Consider the following 14,838-nt stretch of genomic DNA (forward strand, 5'->3'; position numbering starts at 1 on the left):
CGACAGGCTATCGAGCCGGGGGGAAAGGTATGACCCTGTGGCCCAAGAAATGTCTGGACTCCGAAGGCGCGAAATTGCCGTCCCGGTGGCATCGCCGTTTGATGATTTATGTTGTCGGCATGGTTTTCGTCTTTGCCTTGGCACTGGTCTACACAAACACGGCCGGCCATCTCAGTCATCTCGCCAAACGTAGCAAAGAGGACACGCAAGCCGTCCTCGACCTTCTTACAAGTATCTCCTTAGGACCGTTGTCGGAGCAGCGTCTCGCGGAACTGGACTACATCTACGGAGAATTGGTGGCGCTTCCGAATGTTCAGTCGTTGAAGTTCATTAGCTCGGGCGACCTTTTATTGGCCGCTGACCGCTACAATACGTCGGTGCGGCCAATGAGCCGGTTTGACGACGCGTTGGTACAGCGTGTGCACGAAACCCAGAGCATGCATTTTGTGAGAGAAAAAACACGCATTGATCTTGCCGCACCGGTGATGGATGGGCCGGATTACATCGGAGCAATTCGAATGGTGCTGGACTATTCGCAGGAGCGACAGGGCGTCATCGATGTCATCCGCAAAAATCTGCTGCTGGGTTTGGTCTTTCTGTTGATAGGGTCGTGTCTGGCAGTGTGGTTGGCGCGGCGTATGTCGGGGCCTTTGCAAGAGCTTACTATGGCCACGCGACGTGTGGCGGCCGGAGATTTGAACCACACCATCAACATCCGGACCGGGGACGAAATCGAGAGTCTCTCGAATTCTTTCACTGAAATGGTCGGGCAGTTGCGCAATCGGGTTTGCGCGCTGGAAAAGACGGATTTCGACTTGCGCGTGTCCCGCGACGCGCTGGAAGACCGCAACGCCGCGCTGGAGCAGGCTTTGGCCAACGCTGAGGCCGCAGAAGTCGCAAAATCGCAGTTCGTGGCCCGGATGAGCCACGAGATCCGCACACCGATGAACGGCGTTTTGGGCATGTCCGAGCTTTTGGCGGATTCGGCCCTTACCCCGGAGCAGGAAAACCTGCTGGAATCCATCCGCTCGTCGGGCAAATCGCTTTTGGCAATCATCAATGACGTGCTTGATTTTTCCAAAATTGATGGAGGTGGCATGTCGCTGCGGGATGAGACATTTCCAACGTCGGATCTGGGCGATGATCCGGTTAAGACGCTTGCGCTGTTGGCATCAAAATCCGGGTTGATCATGATCGCGCGGGCAGATCCGAGCCTGCCCAACCGCATTATCGGTGACCCGGCACGCCTGAAGCAGGTGGTGATGAACTTGGCCGGCAACGCCATCAAGTTCACCAAACACGGTCACGTCTTTATTGAAATCACCCGTCAGATCGACCCGGACGGCACCGAGATGCTGCGTGTTGATGTTTCTGACACAGGAGTGGGCATTCCTGCAGATCGTATCGAGGCGGTGTTTGAGGAGTTCTCGCAGGTCGACGACAGCTATAGCCGCAAGGTCGAAGGCACCGGCTTGGGGCTGGCGATTTCCAAAGGGTTTGTTGAACTGATGGGCGGGCGCATCTGGGCAAAATCGGAATATGGCAAAGGGTCCAAGTTTTCGTTTGTGGTGCCACTGACGCCGGCGACCGAAAATGAACCTCCGATTGCCGCGCCGGAGACGGTGCTTTCCGGCCTACGCGCGGTGGTGTCGTTTGTTGAACCTCTGGCCGCCAAAGTGACAGCAGAGCGTATGCGTCTTTGGGGACTGGACGTGGTTGAGGAAAACGACCCCAAGAAACTCCAATCACTGCTGGCTCAAAATCGCAGGGACGCGGCGGACATTTTGGTGATTGACCACAATGCATTGCCGGCCCTCCACGAAGCCGGAGGCCTTCCTGGTAAGGTGGCTGGTGACGGCCAGTCGCCACAGGTTGTTTCGCTAAAACCTCTGCGGTGCCTAAGCGATGACTGCACCAATCTTGAGGTTTGGGTGGATCGGATCATTGTTCGACCGTCAACACCACCCATACTACGCGAAACGATCTTGCAGATTACCGGGAGAGCCACAGGCGAGGCTTTGATGGGTGCCACGCCAACGTCCTCGGAAGCCGCAGCCGACTTGCGGGACATTGAGGTTCTGGTTGTGGATGACAACAAGACCAACAGAACGTTGATTGAGCTGTTTTTGAAGCGCGAAGGTGTGACGTGTGACAGCGCGGCAAATGGCGTGCAGGCCGTGACGAAGATGCAAACCGGTGCGCCGGATTTGATCTTTATGGATGTGGCGATGCCCGAGATGAACGGTCTTGAGGCCACACGTGCCATCCGCAGTATCGAGGCGGGTCAAACTGGCAAGCCGAGCCGCATCATCGGTTTGACGGCGCATTCAACTCCTCAGGATCGCGCGGCCTGTATCGATGCGGGAATGGACGATCACATGTCCAAACCGGTGTCTTTTGCACGCCTGCGGGAGATCCTGACACAGGTGGCTTCAAGTAAGGGTGATGGCGCCAAAGTGGCTTGACGGGCGGGCGGCGCGCGGGCCTGAAAGCCACCAAAGGCGCGCCTTGGCGCCTTTTAGGGGTCAAAGAGAGATTCCAACCTCCAACCCCTGCCTCTCGAAGGCAGCGCTCTACCGAGCTGAGCTACATTCTGATCGACCCGCGCGGACGCCAATCAGTCGGGTTCCGAACGTCGCATGGCCTGACTGACACGAAAGCTTCCTGGCGAAATGCCGCGTGAGCGTGTCCGTAGCACCGGGGTCTGAGACGACGTGCCGCCGCGCGCTTCGCGGGCGATGATGACCAGCCCGCTTGCGACGATCACAGAGGCCCCCAAAAGAGTCACACTGTCCGGCACTTCGTCAAACAACAGGATGCCGAAAAACGCCGCCCAAATAATTTGGGAATACTGCATCGGCGCCACCAAGGCAGCTTCGGCATTCGTGTAGGCATAGACCAACAGGAGGGATGCGGTGAAGCTGAAGAGCGCCACGGTCGCCATGCCGCCTAGGTCGCCCAACTCTATGGGTTCGTAGACAAAAATCATCGCTACGCCCATCACAGCGACGTTTACCAGAAGAGGATAGAGCATCAAAACCGCCCGCCGTTCCTCGCGGCCAATTTTGCGCAGAATCACGGATTGCAGCGCGACGGCAAATGCCGCCAAAAGAGCGGCGAAATGGCCTGTTTGCAACTCTGTCACACCAGGGCGCACAACGATGATGACCCCGCCCAGCCCCAACAAAACCGCCAGCATCCGCAAAAGGCCGACTTTCTCCCCCAGAATGGGAATCGCCAAGAGAGTGATGAGCAAAGGCGCGGCAAAAAGCAGAGCATAGACCTGCGCCAGCGGCAGAACCGTAAAGGCGAAAAACGCAGCCGTTGGTGACGTCACAACGCAGACCGATCGCAGCGCCACCCACCACGGATGAACAGGCCGCAGGTTGCCCTGCGTGGGGTCGCGCACCAACATGATTGTGATCAGGGGAAAGCTGAAGAGTCCGGAGAAAAACACGATCTGAAACGGCGAAAAAGTCGCGCCGAGATACTTCACAATAACATCGTGGGTAGAGAAGATCGCGAACGCCAAAAGCGCAACCAAAATGGCTTTGATGTGCATACAATTTCCCCTGAGGACGCGGTTGGATTGGCGTAATGCTAGCGCAAACACGTCTGGGGCGATAGGCGGGCAACAAAAGAAACCGCAAAAGAAAAAGGGCGCCCGAAGACGCCCTTTCAAATTCTGATGCGCAAAAACTTACAGGCTGGCGTCCAGCGCAGCGAGCAGGGCATCGCCCATTTCTGAGGTCGATACGGGTGTGCCACCATCAGCTTGCATCAAATCGCCGGTGCGCACGCCATCTGCGAGAACCTTTTCCACGGCCGCTTCCAGACGATCCGCTTCGCCGCCTTCGGCGAAAGAATAGCGCAGCGCCATCGCAAAGCTCAGCACACACGCGCACGGGTTGGCTTTGCCTTGGCCCGCAATGTCAGGGGCGGAGCCATGCACGGGTTCGTACAATGCTTTGGGGCGGCCGTTGTCCATTGGCGCACCCAGAGACGCGGAGGGCAACATGCCCAACGAGCCGGTCAGCATGGCGGCGCAATCCGATAGGATGTCGCCAAACAGGTTGTCGGTGTAGATCACATCGAACTGCTTTGGCGCACGCACCAACTGCATCGCGCCGTTGTCGGCATACATGTGCGACAGCTCGACTTCGGGGTAGTCTTTGGACACTTCGGTCACAACTTGGCGCCACAGGATGCCGCTTTCCATGACGTTGGCTTTTTCCATCGAGCACAGACGCTTGTCGCGCTTCATTGCCAATTCAAACGCCGCCCGTGCGCCGCGTTCAATTTCGCTTTCCGTATAACGCTGCGTGTTGATGCCAACCCGCTCGTTGCCCTCTTCAAAAATGCCGCGCGGCTCACCGAAGTACACACCGGATGTCAATTCGCGCACGATCATGATGTCCAGACCGGCAACCAGTTCGGTTTTCAGCGAGGAGAAATCCGACAGCGCGTCAAAACATTGCGCGGGGCGCAGGTTGGCGAACAGGTCCATCTCTTTGCGCAGACGCAAAAGGCCGCGTTCGGGTTTCACCGAGAAATCCAGATCGTCGTATTTCGGGCCACCCACAGCGCCAAGCAGAACCGCGTCCACTTCTTGGGCTTTGGCCATAGTGTCGTCGTGCAGCGGCACACCGTGTTTGTCATAGGCGGCACCGCCCACGAGGTCTTCGCTTACGTCAAAGTTCAGGCCACGATTGTCGCCAAACCAGCCAATAACGCGCTGCACTTGGCTCATGACTTCGGGGCCGATGCCGTCGCCGGCGAGGATGAGAAGCGAGGGATTGCTCATGGGGTGTCGTCCTTGATCATATGGGTCGGCAATGGACTAGCGGTTGGGGCCGCAAAGATCAAGAAACCAAGGGCGTTAAAGCGTCTTCTAACAGGGCCCAAATACGAGAAATCCGCGGTGTATGGCGCAGCGCTTCATGCGCGGTCAACCAAATTGGCAAACTCGGTAGGGGAAAATCCAGCGGCACCTCCTGCATGCCTGGCGTGTTGCGGCCGATATGGGTCTGGCAAAACCCAAGCCCACAGCCAGCGCGTACCAACTCCCAATAGGCGGTTTGATTGTCACAGCGCACCGCAAACCAATCCCGCGTCGCAGGGATGCCCATCGCCCGCATCTCGCGCAGGATGTCGTCATTGGCGTCATAGCCCACCACATCGTGATGGCGCAGATCTTCGCCGGTTTGCGGCATGCCTTTGCGGTCCAGATAACTGCGCGCGCCAAACATGCCCAATGTGATGTCGCCAAGATGGCGCGTGACCATATCAAGCTGCTCGGGGCGATACATGCGCACGGCAATATCAGCCTCGCGGAATAGCAGATTTTCGGATTGGTCCGAGGGCAAAAGGTCGATCCTGATGTTGGGTTCTGTCTGGCGAATTTTGGCGATGATGTCGGGCATCACGTGATGCGCCATAAACACCGAACACGCGATACGCACATCACCTTCGAGCTTGTTTTCGTGCCCCGCCGCCTGAAGGGACAAGTCCGCCATTGCCCGCGCCATGGCTCGGGCAGGAGACAGCAACTCCTGTCCTTTGGCGGTCAATTCAAATCCACGCGCCTGACGGTGAAACAACTCGAGCCCCAATTGATCCTCAAGTGTGCGAATATGGCGCCCCAACGTTGGCTGCGACGCGTTTAGATGTCGCGCAGCCGCGGACAAAGAACCGGTTTCGGCCACGGCCACGAAAGACTGAACCAACGACCAGTCGAGGTTTGAGAGAGGTGTACCCATTCACAAATGAATATCACAGCTTTGATTTTTGCCAATGATCAATTGAAAACGAATGTCTTATCTTGGGTGCAGAGATAGGAGAACGAATATGAGCAAGACAGTTTTGATCCTTGGCGCGTCTGGCCGATTTGGCCGCAACGCTGCAGAGCAATTTGACCGTGCGGGCTGGGTTGTGCGCACATTTGACCGCAAAACCGATACCCTCCGTCAGGCTGTGCATGGCGTGCAGGTCATCGTGAACGCATGGAACCCCGAGTATTATGACTGGGAACAGCAAGTACCGGGTTTGCATGCCGAAGTTGTCGCCGCCGCCAAGACCGTGGATGCCACCGTCATCGTACCCGGCAATGTCTATGTTTATGGCGAAGGGCACGGCGGCACGTGGGACGTTACCACGCCACATCGCGCAACGAACAAGCTAGGCCAAGTCCGCCGCAACATGGAGACCGCCTACCGCGATAGTGGGGTGCAGACGATCATTCTGCGGGCCGGAGATTTCCTGGATACCGAGGCGTCGGGCAACTGGTTTGACATGATCATGGCGCCGAAAATGGCCAAGGGCAGGTTTGTTTATCCCGGTGCAACCGATGTTGACCACGCATGGGCGTTTTTGCCTGACCTGTGTCGCGCGGCTGTGATGTTGGCGGAAAAACGAGACACGTTGAACCGGTTTGAGGATGTGCCGTTTCCTGGCTACACGCTCACCGGCGCGCAGATGGCAGATCGGCTTGAGGCCGCCACAGGGCGAAAGGTAACGTTGAAGAAAATGAATTGGCTGCCCATCCGCATGGCACGCCTTTTCTGGAAACCCGCGCCGTATATTCTGGAAATGCGGTACCTCTGGAATATGCCACATCGGCTCAGCAGCACGCGGTTTGAGGCGTTGTTGCCTGACTTTGTGGATACGCCGGTCGAGGTCGCTTTGGCCCAAGCGGTGCCGCCTGCCGCCTTGATGCATCCGTTGGATCAAAAACTGATGTCGACCCAAACCAGTCGATGACGGCTGGCGGCGACGTCTTTGATTGCAAGCAAGTCATGGTCCGGCGCGTTCGCGGCGGGCCAAAACACGCCAGCGCCGGACACCGTCCAGTCGCGTGAAGGCAGCACATAACTTACCCGCAGATCGCCGGGTGTGGGATCGGTCCAGTCAACCGTGGGGCCCGCATGCCGCAACGGGTCCTGCAGGCGCGGGTCAGAAATCAGATCAGCAATGGCCTTGCGCCGTCCCTCGCCTGCAGTTGGGTCCAGATTGGCATTGCCCGCGATGACATATCGTTGTGTGGGCGTCTCACCAATCGCGCCGTCTAAAAACAGTCGCCAGAAGCGGATTTCATCGGCATTGCGCAACCCGTTGCGATCCTCAGGTCCGTCAAACACGGGTGGCCCCGCTGCAAACGTCAGTACGGTCATTTGGCCCAACGGATGCGCAATAGGCACGGCCCAATGCCCGACACTGGACAAGCGTTGAACGGATTGAGCCGCGTCACTGGGAAAGGGTGCGCCATCGACTTTCGGCATCTTTGTCCCAGGCAGATCACGCCACAAAAGATGCGAAAAATCTTGCACGTCCTCCGTCAGGATTGGCCAGCGCGACAGCACCGCCATGCCATCAGCCCCGCGAAACCGGCCATAGCCCTGCGCATCCGCCGGCCCGCCCAATCGCCCGTCGCCATTTAGGTCCAAACCTGTTTGCATTCCGGTGTTGGGTGCCAAAGCAATCACGTGATCATACATTTGACCGGCCTCGGAGATCACGTCCCGCAGGGCGCTCAGGGCCAGTAGATCCGCGTCATAATCGACGCCCTGTAATACCAGAATGTCCGGCGCGACGTGGGCCACTATTTGCGCGACGGCGCGCGCCTGATCATCGCCGCGCAAAAGATCGCGCAACAACGTGCCCGGCCCTCGGCGGGACATCTCTACATCATAAGTGGCAATCCGAAGGGTGTCTGCAAAGGTGATGGACGCACAGCACAGCGCGACAAGCGCTGCGCAGATTACGCTGGTTGCACGCCCCGCGCTGCCGCATAGGCGCGGCGGCGGTTTTCGTTGATCATTGTTGCGACGCGCAGCATCGACATGCCTCGCATGATCATGCTGGCCGGAATAAAGGCCCATGCCGTAATTGTCCAAATCAATGTCAGCGGATCATCCAAATGGATGGGATCAATCAGGTCAGACATCATCTGCACAACCGCTGGTATTAAGAATGGCATCAGAAATCCTAACGCAATGTTAAGACGTCCGTCCCGTTGCAGGCGCGGCAGCACATCGCCCCCTGCAGTGGGGTCAAACAGCGGCAGGTTGACCCAGACATTGAACGCGCCATTGCGGGCGGGCCAGCCCAGAATGCGAACAAAGAAATAGAAGATCGCCAGCGTACACAGCGAAATCAAATAAGCCATGCCGGACGCGGTGCGCACTTCGGACAAAAGCTCGGCCGAGGCGTTGTTGGGCAACATGATCACCATCAGGCGCACGGGTGAATAGGGGAAGTCGATGGCGTCCCCGACGATGTAGCCCAAGGCGTGCAAAAAGGACGTGAAGGCGTTTGGCGCCGCGTCGCCGCGCGCGATGACCGACAGGGTAAAGACCGTTAGGAACACCGCCAGAAAGCGCAATCGGTTGAACGGGGGCGCATAGCGGAATTCAATTATCGATGGATAGGCGGAGACGTATTCAATGAACACCAGCATCCCGGCGAACAAAGCGAACAGCAACATGATGTGCACAGCATCGGCGCTAATTGTCGGCATCAGAATCGCTGGCAATGCAAACAGCAATGCCACCAAGAGTGCCCGCGTCAACGCGCTGATAAATTTGCCAAACACTGCTCGTTTCCCTTCAAACTGGACGCCGCGATTCTATGGCCTTGGTTTATGGCCCACGATCTTTTTCCAACTTGATCCCGCCAACATTGCGGCGGGGTGCCTCATTATTGCCTTATTGTGGCATCCGTTCAGGTCGTGGCTCAAGGATTTGTTTCAGAGTTGGTAAATTTTTTGCTGACGGATTCGGGACTGGTGCGCGTTTGCATCAATTGGCCGCTTGGAAAAACGGTGATTTCTCAGATGGATACTAAATCTGGTGGCATATGGTGCCCTCTCCACAAGGAAGACGTGTGACTTTTGGTTTACCTGCACCTGCGCTGCCTTATTTCCGCCTCATTTCACGACCGCTGGGGTCTTTTGATTTGGATCAAGGTTTTCAAAGACAACAAAACATATTCTGTATTTAGAATATGTTTAGGAGCTTTTCCATGTCACATCACCCCAACACCGCGAGCGCGCCCTATTCGCCGCTCTACTTTCTTGCCACGCTCGGCGCCGGTGGCCTGATGGTCACGTTTTTCATGTATCTTATGTTCTGGGTGCCCCACCCAAGCCAGCCTGTGCCGATCTTTGAAGACATCCTTGCTGCCTTTCAATCCGGCGGCGGCGCTCTGAAGGCCGCGATCATTGTCGCGGTCACGGGCATCGCCGGTTTAGCGGTTCTGATGATCCGTAGCCTGATCTGGAACCTGTCGCGCCTGTCGCAGTTCCGCAAGACCGATGCTTACACAGCCCTGCGCGCCTCCAACGCGGAAACACAGCTGATGGCCATTCCGCTGGCGCTGGCGATGGTGGTGAACGGTGGTTTCATCATTGGTTTGGTGTTTGTACCCGGCCTTTGGGGCGTGGTTGAATTCCTGTTCCCGCTCGCAATGATCGCATTCATCGCCATCGGCGCTTACGGGCTCATGATTATGCGCGACTTTTTCGGCCGGGTGATGGTCAAAGGCGGGTTTGATTGCGCCAAAAACAACAGCTTTGCACAGGTGCTTCCGGCTTTTGCCTTTGCCATGGTTGGCGTGGGTCTTGCCGCCCCCGCCGCAATGAGCAGCCTGCCTGTGGTTGTCGGCCTGTCCTTTATCCTGTCGAGCTTCTTTATCGTTGTCGCGATCCTATTGGCCCTTGCCAACGTGATCCTTGGTCTGCGGTCGATGATGGAGCACGGTGCCACAGCCGAAAGCGCGCCGACGCTTCTGGTGATTGTGCCATTGATCACCGTGATCACCATCGCCTGGCTGCGCCAGAGCCATGGCATGCACGTGCATTTTGACGTGCACGGCGGCGCAGGCGCGACCTTCTCGATGCTGACAACCCTGCTGATGGTACAGCTTGCGGTTCTGGCCTTGGGTCTGACCGTTCTGCGGGGCTTTGGCTATGTCGGCACCTACATCACGGGTGACGCCAAATCTGCCGGATCCTACGCGCTGGTCTGCCCCGGTGTGGCGCTGTCGGTGATGCTGCATTTCTGGCTGAACAAAGGGCTGGTGGCGAGTGGCCTCGTGGACAAATTCTCGCTGATCTATCTGGCGATATCGGCGGTGGCGATTGCCCTGCAGGTCTCGATGATCTGGCTGGTATTCAAGCTCAACGCCAAACACATGGGGCGCGATGACCGCCAGGTGGCTGTGCCTGCGGAGTAAGTTAAACCTTTGGCCAGCGAGCGAGTATGATCGCTGGCTTTACACGACTTTTCCATCCTGCACATCTACCACAAGCAGATCGAAGCCATGGTTTTTGGCCTCGGTCATGTTGTCTTCAAATATTTCGACCAAAGCAGCAGCTTGTGCGGCGTTTCGTTTGCGGCATTCTTCGAACTGTTCCAGAACCAAAACCAAACGCGGTTTGTCCCTATTGGGGACATTGCAAAAGGCATCGTTTAGCGCGTCAAGATTTAGCTTTTGAGGACAATAGCCGAAGTGTTTCTTCCATTCGAGTGCTTCAGCGAAATCGCGCAACATGTGGTCCTGATCACCACAGCGAACCGTATGAATCACGTAACCGCTCTTTAGATATTGCTGCATTGACTTGCCAAGGTCCTTATTCGCAACTTTAGTTAGGCGAATTGGTTTGGTGCTCCTTTTGTTGTGCTGCTCCGTGAGCAGATAAAGCGCGCTACTATGTCGGCTGAACAGCCTGTTCTTTTCTTCCAGTTCGGTTTCTGTTCCGGCATCGCTATTCAATTCGTGGAAAAGAATGTCATTAAAGGATCCCATTCCGCCGTACATGGCCCGGACGGCATAACAAAGTCGGGTTTCGTTTGAGATTTTCAACAAGCTGCACAGTTCGCGTACCCAAAACACACGACCCTGTGAACCTTCCAAAATCCCGATTAACGCGTTTATTTCTTCGTGAATGCGCTCAACACGGCTCCTGCGTGAAAACCACTTATTCAGCAATGAACTACACCTCAAAAAGAAAACCCCGCACAACCTGAGCGGTTATGCGGGGTCAAGTCAATCAAGTGATTGTGCGCCTACACCCAAGGACGCGCTGCGTCCGCTTTGGCTTCAAACGCATCAATCGCGTCGACCTTTTCCATGGTCAGGCCGATGTCATCCAGACCATTGATCAAGCACTGCTTTTTGAACGCATCAACTTCAAACGGGATCACATCGCCATCCGACGAGGTGATTTCCTGTGCTTCCAGATCCACAGTCATCCGTGCGTTAGAGCCTTTTTCGGCGTCTTTCATCAACAGGTCGACCTGTTCCTGCGGCAAGACAATCGGCAGGATGCCGTTCTTGAAGCAGTTGTTGAAGAAGATGTCGGCGAATGACGTGGAGATCACGCATTTGATGCCAAAATCCGCGATCGCCCAAGGCGCGTGTTCGCGCGAAGAACCACAGCCAAAGTTATCACCCGCCACAAGGATTTGCGCCTCGCGATACTGTGGTTTGTTCAGCACAAAATCAGCGATCTCGGTGCCGTCGCGGTTGAACCGCATCTCGTCAAACAGGTTCGCACCAAAGCCGGTGCGCTTGATCGATTTCAAGAACACCTTGGGTATGATCATGTCGGTGTCGATATTCACCAGTGGCATAGGCGCCGCAATGCCGGAGAGGGTTTCGAACTTTTCCATTACATCATCTCCCGAATGTCAGTCAGCTTGCCAGTCAGTGCAGCCGCTGCCGCCATCGCAGGCGACACAAGGTGGGTGCGGCCTTTGTAACCCTGACGACCTTCGAAGTTGCGGTTCGACGTTGCCGCGCAACGCTCTCCTTCCGAAAGTTGGTCGGGGTTCATGGCCAGACACATGGAACAGCCAGCAAGGCGCCATTCAAAGCCTGCCTCGCGGAAAATATCCGCCAGACCTTCTTCTTCGGCCTGCGCCCGTACAAGGCCGGAGCCCGGAACGATCATCGCCCGCATGCCGTCTTTGATCTTCTTGCCTTTGACCACCTCGGCCACAGCGCGGAAATCCTCGATACGGCCGTTGGTGCACGACCCGATGAACACGGTGTCGATCTCAATGTCGGTCAGCTTCTGGCCGGGTGTGAGACCCATGTAGTCAATCGAGCGACGCGCCGCGTCGACTTTGCCGCCTTCGAAATCTTCGGGGTGTGGCACAACGCCAGTGATCGGCAGAACGTCTTCGGGCGAGGTGCCCCAAGTGACAACCGGCTGGATGTCTTCGCCCTTGAGCGTCACAACCTTATCAAAATGCGCGCCTTCGTCGGTAAAGAGTGTTTTCCAGTATTCCAGAGCCTGCTCAAACGCACCGGCTTTGGGCGCATGGGGACGGCCTTTGACATAGTTGTATGTGGTGTCATCTGGCGCGATAAGGCCAGCGCGGGCGCCGCCCTCGATGGCCATGTTGCAGACGGTCATACGGCCTTCCATCGACAGATCGCGGATCGCTTCGCCGCAATACTCGATGACATAGCCGGTGCCGCCAGCTGTGCCGGTCTCACCAATCACGGCCAGCGTGATGTCTTTGGCGGTCACACCAGGCTTCAGTTTGCCGGTGATCTCGACCTTCATGTTTTTGGATTTCTTCTGGATCAGCGTCTGCGTCGCCAAAACGTGCTCTACCTCGGATGTGCCGATGCCGTGGGCCAACGCACCAAAGGCGCCGTGCGTCGCGGTGTGGCTGTCGCCGCACACAACGGTCATGCCGGGAAGGGTCCAGCCCTGTTCGGGGCCAACGATGTGCACGATGCCCTGACGCACGTCAGAAACGGGATAGTAATGCACGCCAAATTCCTTGGCGTTTTTGTCGAGCGCTTCAACCTGAATGCGGCTCTCTTCGGTCATCTGGCTGGGATCGTTGCGGCCCTGTGTGGTGGGCACGTTGTGATCTGGCACAGCGATGGTTTTTTCCGGCGCACGCACGCCACGACCGGCCATGCGCAGACCCTCAAAAGCTTGCGGGCTGGTGACTTCGTGCACGAGGTGGCGGTCAATATAAAGCAGGCAGGTGCCGTCGTCGGCCTCGTGGGCGACATGGGCATCCCAGATTTTGTCATAGAGCGTCTTGGGGGACATGGGTCCTCTCCATTCTGTTGGGGTAGCTAGAAAGTTTGGCTTTCAGAAAGGCACAGCTTCGCTGCGCCCCAAGCTCATAGCGCGGCGATTATTGACTTGGATTGACCGAAGAAGCGCCAAGGCAAAAAGGCGTGGTCAGCAATATCGTAGATGCGTTTCATGCCCCTCCCCTACAGGCTTGCGCAGATTCCTTCAAGCGCATCCCGCAATTGTGCATCTTGAATTGAAGGTAAGTTGCCGAAAACGCAATTGTCGTGCCAAAGTGAAGCCAATGGAAGAAGACGCAACAGATACCGGCGGCGTGCAGACATCGGAGCTCGACCGCATTGCGGGGGCCGAGGCGCAAGTGCAGCCCCAAGGCACAGGTGCGGAAACGACAGAGATCGCTCTGACGATCTGGGATCAGGTGCAGGGGTTTCTCGAAGGGTTGCTGCGGCCATGGGCGGCTTATCAGGTGATCATTGCGGTGGTGCTGTTGCTTTTGGCGCTGGGTCTGACGCATTTGGTGAAACCGCGGTTTTATGACTGGCTGAAAACCCGCGATGGCTGGTCCAAGTTGCGATATCGCTATGGGGTGATGGTGCATCGCCGCATGGCGTTGATCATCTTTGTTGTTCTGATCTGGATCGTGATCTGGGCGATGCTATCGGTGACGTGGCCAAGTCGCTCATATATCTTGGTGATGATTGGCAACCTTGCGCTGGCGTGGCTGGTAGTCGTCGCAGTGCTACGCGTCGTGATCAACCCGACTCTGCGCGCATTTTTGCGCTATGGGCTGTGGATCTGGGTCACGCTTGTAATCACCGGATTGCGCGACGAGACGGTACAGCTGATGGACAGCATGGCGCTGGAATTCGGCGAGACACGTATTTCGCTGTGGATGATCGCCCAAGCAGCAGTCTTGCTCGGTCTGACATTTGCCATCACACGTCTGGCAGCACGCAAAGCGGACAGCCGACTGAAGCGGAGTGAAGACATTTCTCCGTCAATGCGGGTGCTGTTTGGCAAACTTTTGCAAGTGTTGTTCTACACGGCCGCATTCTTTATTGGCCTCAAAATTATTGGCTTTGATTTGCAGGGACTGGCCTTCTTGACCGGCTTCATTGGCGTCGGTCTGGGCTTTGGCTTGCAAAAAGTCGTTTCCAACCTGGTCTCTGGCCTGATCATTCTCATGGACAAGTCGATCAAGCCCGGTGACGTGATATCTCTGGGCGAAACATTTGGCTGGATCAACTCACTGGGCGCCCGCTATGTCAGCGTGGTCACGCGCGATGGCAAAGAGTTCCTGATCCCGAATGAGGATCTGATCACCAATCAAGTGGTGAATTGGTCTCATTCCGACAGGTATGTGCGACTCGATATCTTCTTTGGCACCTCTTACAGCAACGATCCGCATTTGGTGCGCAAGATTGCGGTGGAAGCGGCGCAAACGGTTAATCGGGTTCTAAGCTACCCGAAGACGCCAGTCTGCCACATTACAGGATATGGCGACAGCAGCGTCGACTATATCTTGAGGTTCTGGATCGAGGATCCGACCGGTGGGCTGACCAATATTCGCGGCAATGTCTATTTGGCGCTCTGGGACGCGTTCAAGGCGCATGACATTTCGTTGCCGTTTCCACAACGCGAGGTGCGGTTGCTTAGTGATCAGGCAACACCTCCGCAAACGTGATCAATTTCTTGCCGTTGGCACTTGCCTTTCGTTGAGAATGGCGTCAGGGGGTGCTATTCTGAAATTACGCCCGGCACCGGGGCACTGCGGT

Annotated in this window: 12 protein-coding genes; 4 read left to right on the plus strand and 8 right to left on the minus strand. The window is 56.5% G+C overall.

All coding sequences use genetic code 11. The features are described from left to right. Positions 1-29 precede the first annotated feature (29 nt). Entirely contained in the window at positions 30-2,465 is a 2,436-nt protein-coding gene (locus PG871_RS02580) for a HAMP domain-containing sensor histidine kinase (RefSeq protein ID WP_270725656.1), read from the plus strand. 152 nt (positions 2,466-2,617) lie between these two features. Here PG871_RS02580 and PG871_RS02585 read toward each other — a convergent pair whose 3' ends face one another. The 3 genes from PG871_RS02585 to PG871_RS02595 form a co-directional block, all read right to left on the minus strand. After that, positions 2,618-3,562 carry a DMT family transporter gene (locus PG871_RS02585; protein WP_270725658.1) on the minus strand — a complete coding sequence of 315 codons (945 nt, stop codon included), beginning with the start codon at positions 3,560-3,562 and terminating at the stop codon, positions 2,618-2,620. Between the two features lie 138 nt (positions 3,563-3,700). Further along, positions 3,701-4,804 (minus strand): 3-isopropylmalate dehydrogenase, encoded by a 1,104-nt coding sequence (gene leuB, locus PG871_RS02590; protein WP_270725660.1) that lies wholly within the window; start codon positions 4,802-4,804, stop codon positions 3,701-3,703. A 58-nt stretch (positions 4,805-4,862) separates the two neighbouring features. Continuing rightward, positions 4,863-5,759, minus strand: coding sequence for a LysR family transcriptional regulator (locus PG871_RS02595; RefSeq protein WP_270725662.1), 897 nt, complete (start codon positions 5,757-5,759; stop codon positions 4,863-4,865). An 88-nt stretch (positions 5,760-5,847) separates the two neighbouring features. Between PG871_RS02595 and PG871_RS02600 the strand changes: the two genes are divergently transcribed. Beyond that, positions 5,848-6,759, plus strand: a complete 912-nt coding sequence (locus tag PG871_RS02600) for an epimerase (RefSeq protein WP_270725664.1) — start codon at positions 5,848-5,850, stop codon at positions 6,757-6,759. On the opposite strand, the gene PG871_RS02605 is transcribed toward PG871_RS02600, so the two are convergent. Both PG871_RS02605 and PG871_RS02610 read right to left on the minus strand, forming a co-directional pair. Then, on the minus strand, positions 6,726-7,676 hold the full coding sequence (locus PG871_RS02605) for an endonuclease/exonuclease/phosphatase family protein (protein WP_270725665.1): 951 nt from the start codon (positions 7,674-7,676) through the stop codon (positions 6,726-6,728). The two genes, PG871_RS02600 and PG871_RS02605, sit on opposite strands and share 34 nt — an antisense overlap. 80 nt (positions 7,677-7,756) lie before the next feature. After that, on the minus strand, positions 7,757-8,590 hold the full coding sequence (locus tag PG871_RS02610) for a hypothetical protein (protein WP_270725667.1): 834 nt from the start codon (positions 8,588-8,590) through the stop codon (positions 7,757-7,759). A gap of 428 nt (positions 8,591-9,018) precedes the next feature. Here PG871_RS02610 and PG871_RS02615 point away from each other — a divergent pair, with 428 nt between their 5' ends. Beyond that, complete coding sequence (locus PG871_RS02615; RefSeq protein ID WP_270725669.1) at positions 9,019-10,230, plus strand: TsoY family (seleno)protein; 1,212 nt, start codon at positions 9,019-9,021, stop codon at positions 10,228-10,230. A 39-nt stretch (positions 10,231-10,269) separates the two neighbouring features. Here the strand turns inward: PG871_RS02615 and PG871_RS02620 are convergent, their stop codons facing one another. The 3 genes from PG871_RS02620 to leuC form a co-directional block, all read right to left on the minus strand. Further along, on the minus strand, positions 10,270-10,986 hold the full coding sequence (locus PG871_RS02620) for a barstar family protein (protein ID WP_270725671.1): 717 nt from the start codon (positions 10,984-10,986) through the stop codon (positions 10,270-10,272). 77 nt (positions 10,987-11,063) lie between these two features. Beyond that, positions 11,064-11,669, minus strand: a complete 606-nt coding sequence (gene leuD / locus PG871_RS02625) for a 3-isopropylmalate dehydratase small subunit (protein WP_270725673.1) — start codon at positions 11,667-11,669, stop codon at positions 11,064-11,066. Further along, positions 11,669-13,075, minus strand: coding sequence for a 3-isopropylmalate dehydratase large subunit (leuC, locus tag PG871_RS02630; protein ID WP_270725675.1), 1,407 nt, complete (start codon positions 13,073-13,075; stop codon positions 11,669-11,671). Before leuC ends, leuD begins: the two co-directional genes overlap by 1 nt. Positions 13,076-13,346: 271 nt before the next feature. Between leuC and PG871_RS02635 the strand changes: the two genes are divergently transcribed. Continuing rightward, positions 13,347-14,747 carry a mechanosensitive ion channel family protein gene (locus PG871_RS02635; RefSeq protein WP_270725677.1) on the plus strand — a complete coding sequence of 467 codons (1,401 nt, stop codon included), beginning with the start codon at positions 13,347-13,349 and terminating at the stop codon, positions 14,745-14,747. Positions 14,748-14,838: the final 91 nt, after the last annotated feature.

Source organism: Shimia sp. Alg240-R146 (genome assembly GCF_947331465.1).
In the GTDB taxonomy this organism is placed as follows: domain Bacteria; phylum Pseudomonadota; class Alphaproteobacteria; order Rhodobacterales; family Rhodobacteraceae; genus Shimia.

Coding starts and splice junctions, on each gene's coding strand:
- PG871_RS02580 (WP_270725656.1), top strand. CDS start 30: ATGACCCTGTGGCCCAAGAAATGTCTGGACTCCGAAGGCGCGAAATTG.
- PG871_RS02585 (WP_270725658.1), bottom strand. CDS start 3,562: ATGCACATCAAAGCCATTTTGGTTGCGCTTTTGGCGTTCGCGATCTTC.
- leuB (WP_270725660.1), bottom strand. CDS start 4,804: ATGAGCAATCCCTCGCTTCTCATCCTCGCCGGCGACGGCATCGGCCCC.
- PG871_RS02595 (WP_270725662.1), bottom strand. CDS start 5,759: ATGGGTACACCTCTCTCAAACCTCGACTGGTCGTTGGTTCAGTCTTTC.
- PG871_RS02600 (WP_270725664.1), top strand. CDS start 5,848: ATGAGCAAGACAGTTTTGATCCTTGGCGCGTCTGGCCGATTTGGCCGC.
- PG871_RS02605 (WP_270725665.1), bottom strand. CDS start 7,676: ATGTCCCGCCGAGGGCCGGGCACGTTGTTGCGCGATCTTTTGCGCGGC.
- PG871_RS02615 (WP_270725669.1), top strand. CDS start 9,019: ATGTCACATCACCCCAACACCGCGAGCGCGCCCTATTCGCCGCTCTAC.
- leuD (WP_270725673.1), bottom strand. CDS start 11,669: ATGGAAAAGTTCGAAACCCTCTCCGGCATTGCGGCGCCTATGCCACTG.
- leuC (WP_270725675.1), bottom strand. CDS start 13,075: ATGTCCCCCAAGACGCTCTATGACAAAATCTGGGATGCCCATGTCGCC.
- PG871_RS02635 (WP_270725677.1), top strand. CDS start 13,347: ATGGAAGAAGACGCAACAGATACCGGCGGCGTGCAGACATCGGAGCTC.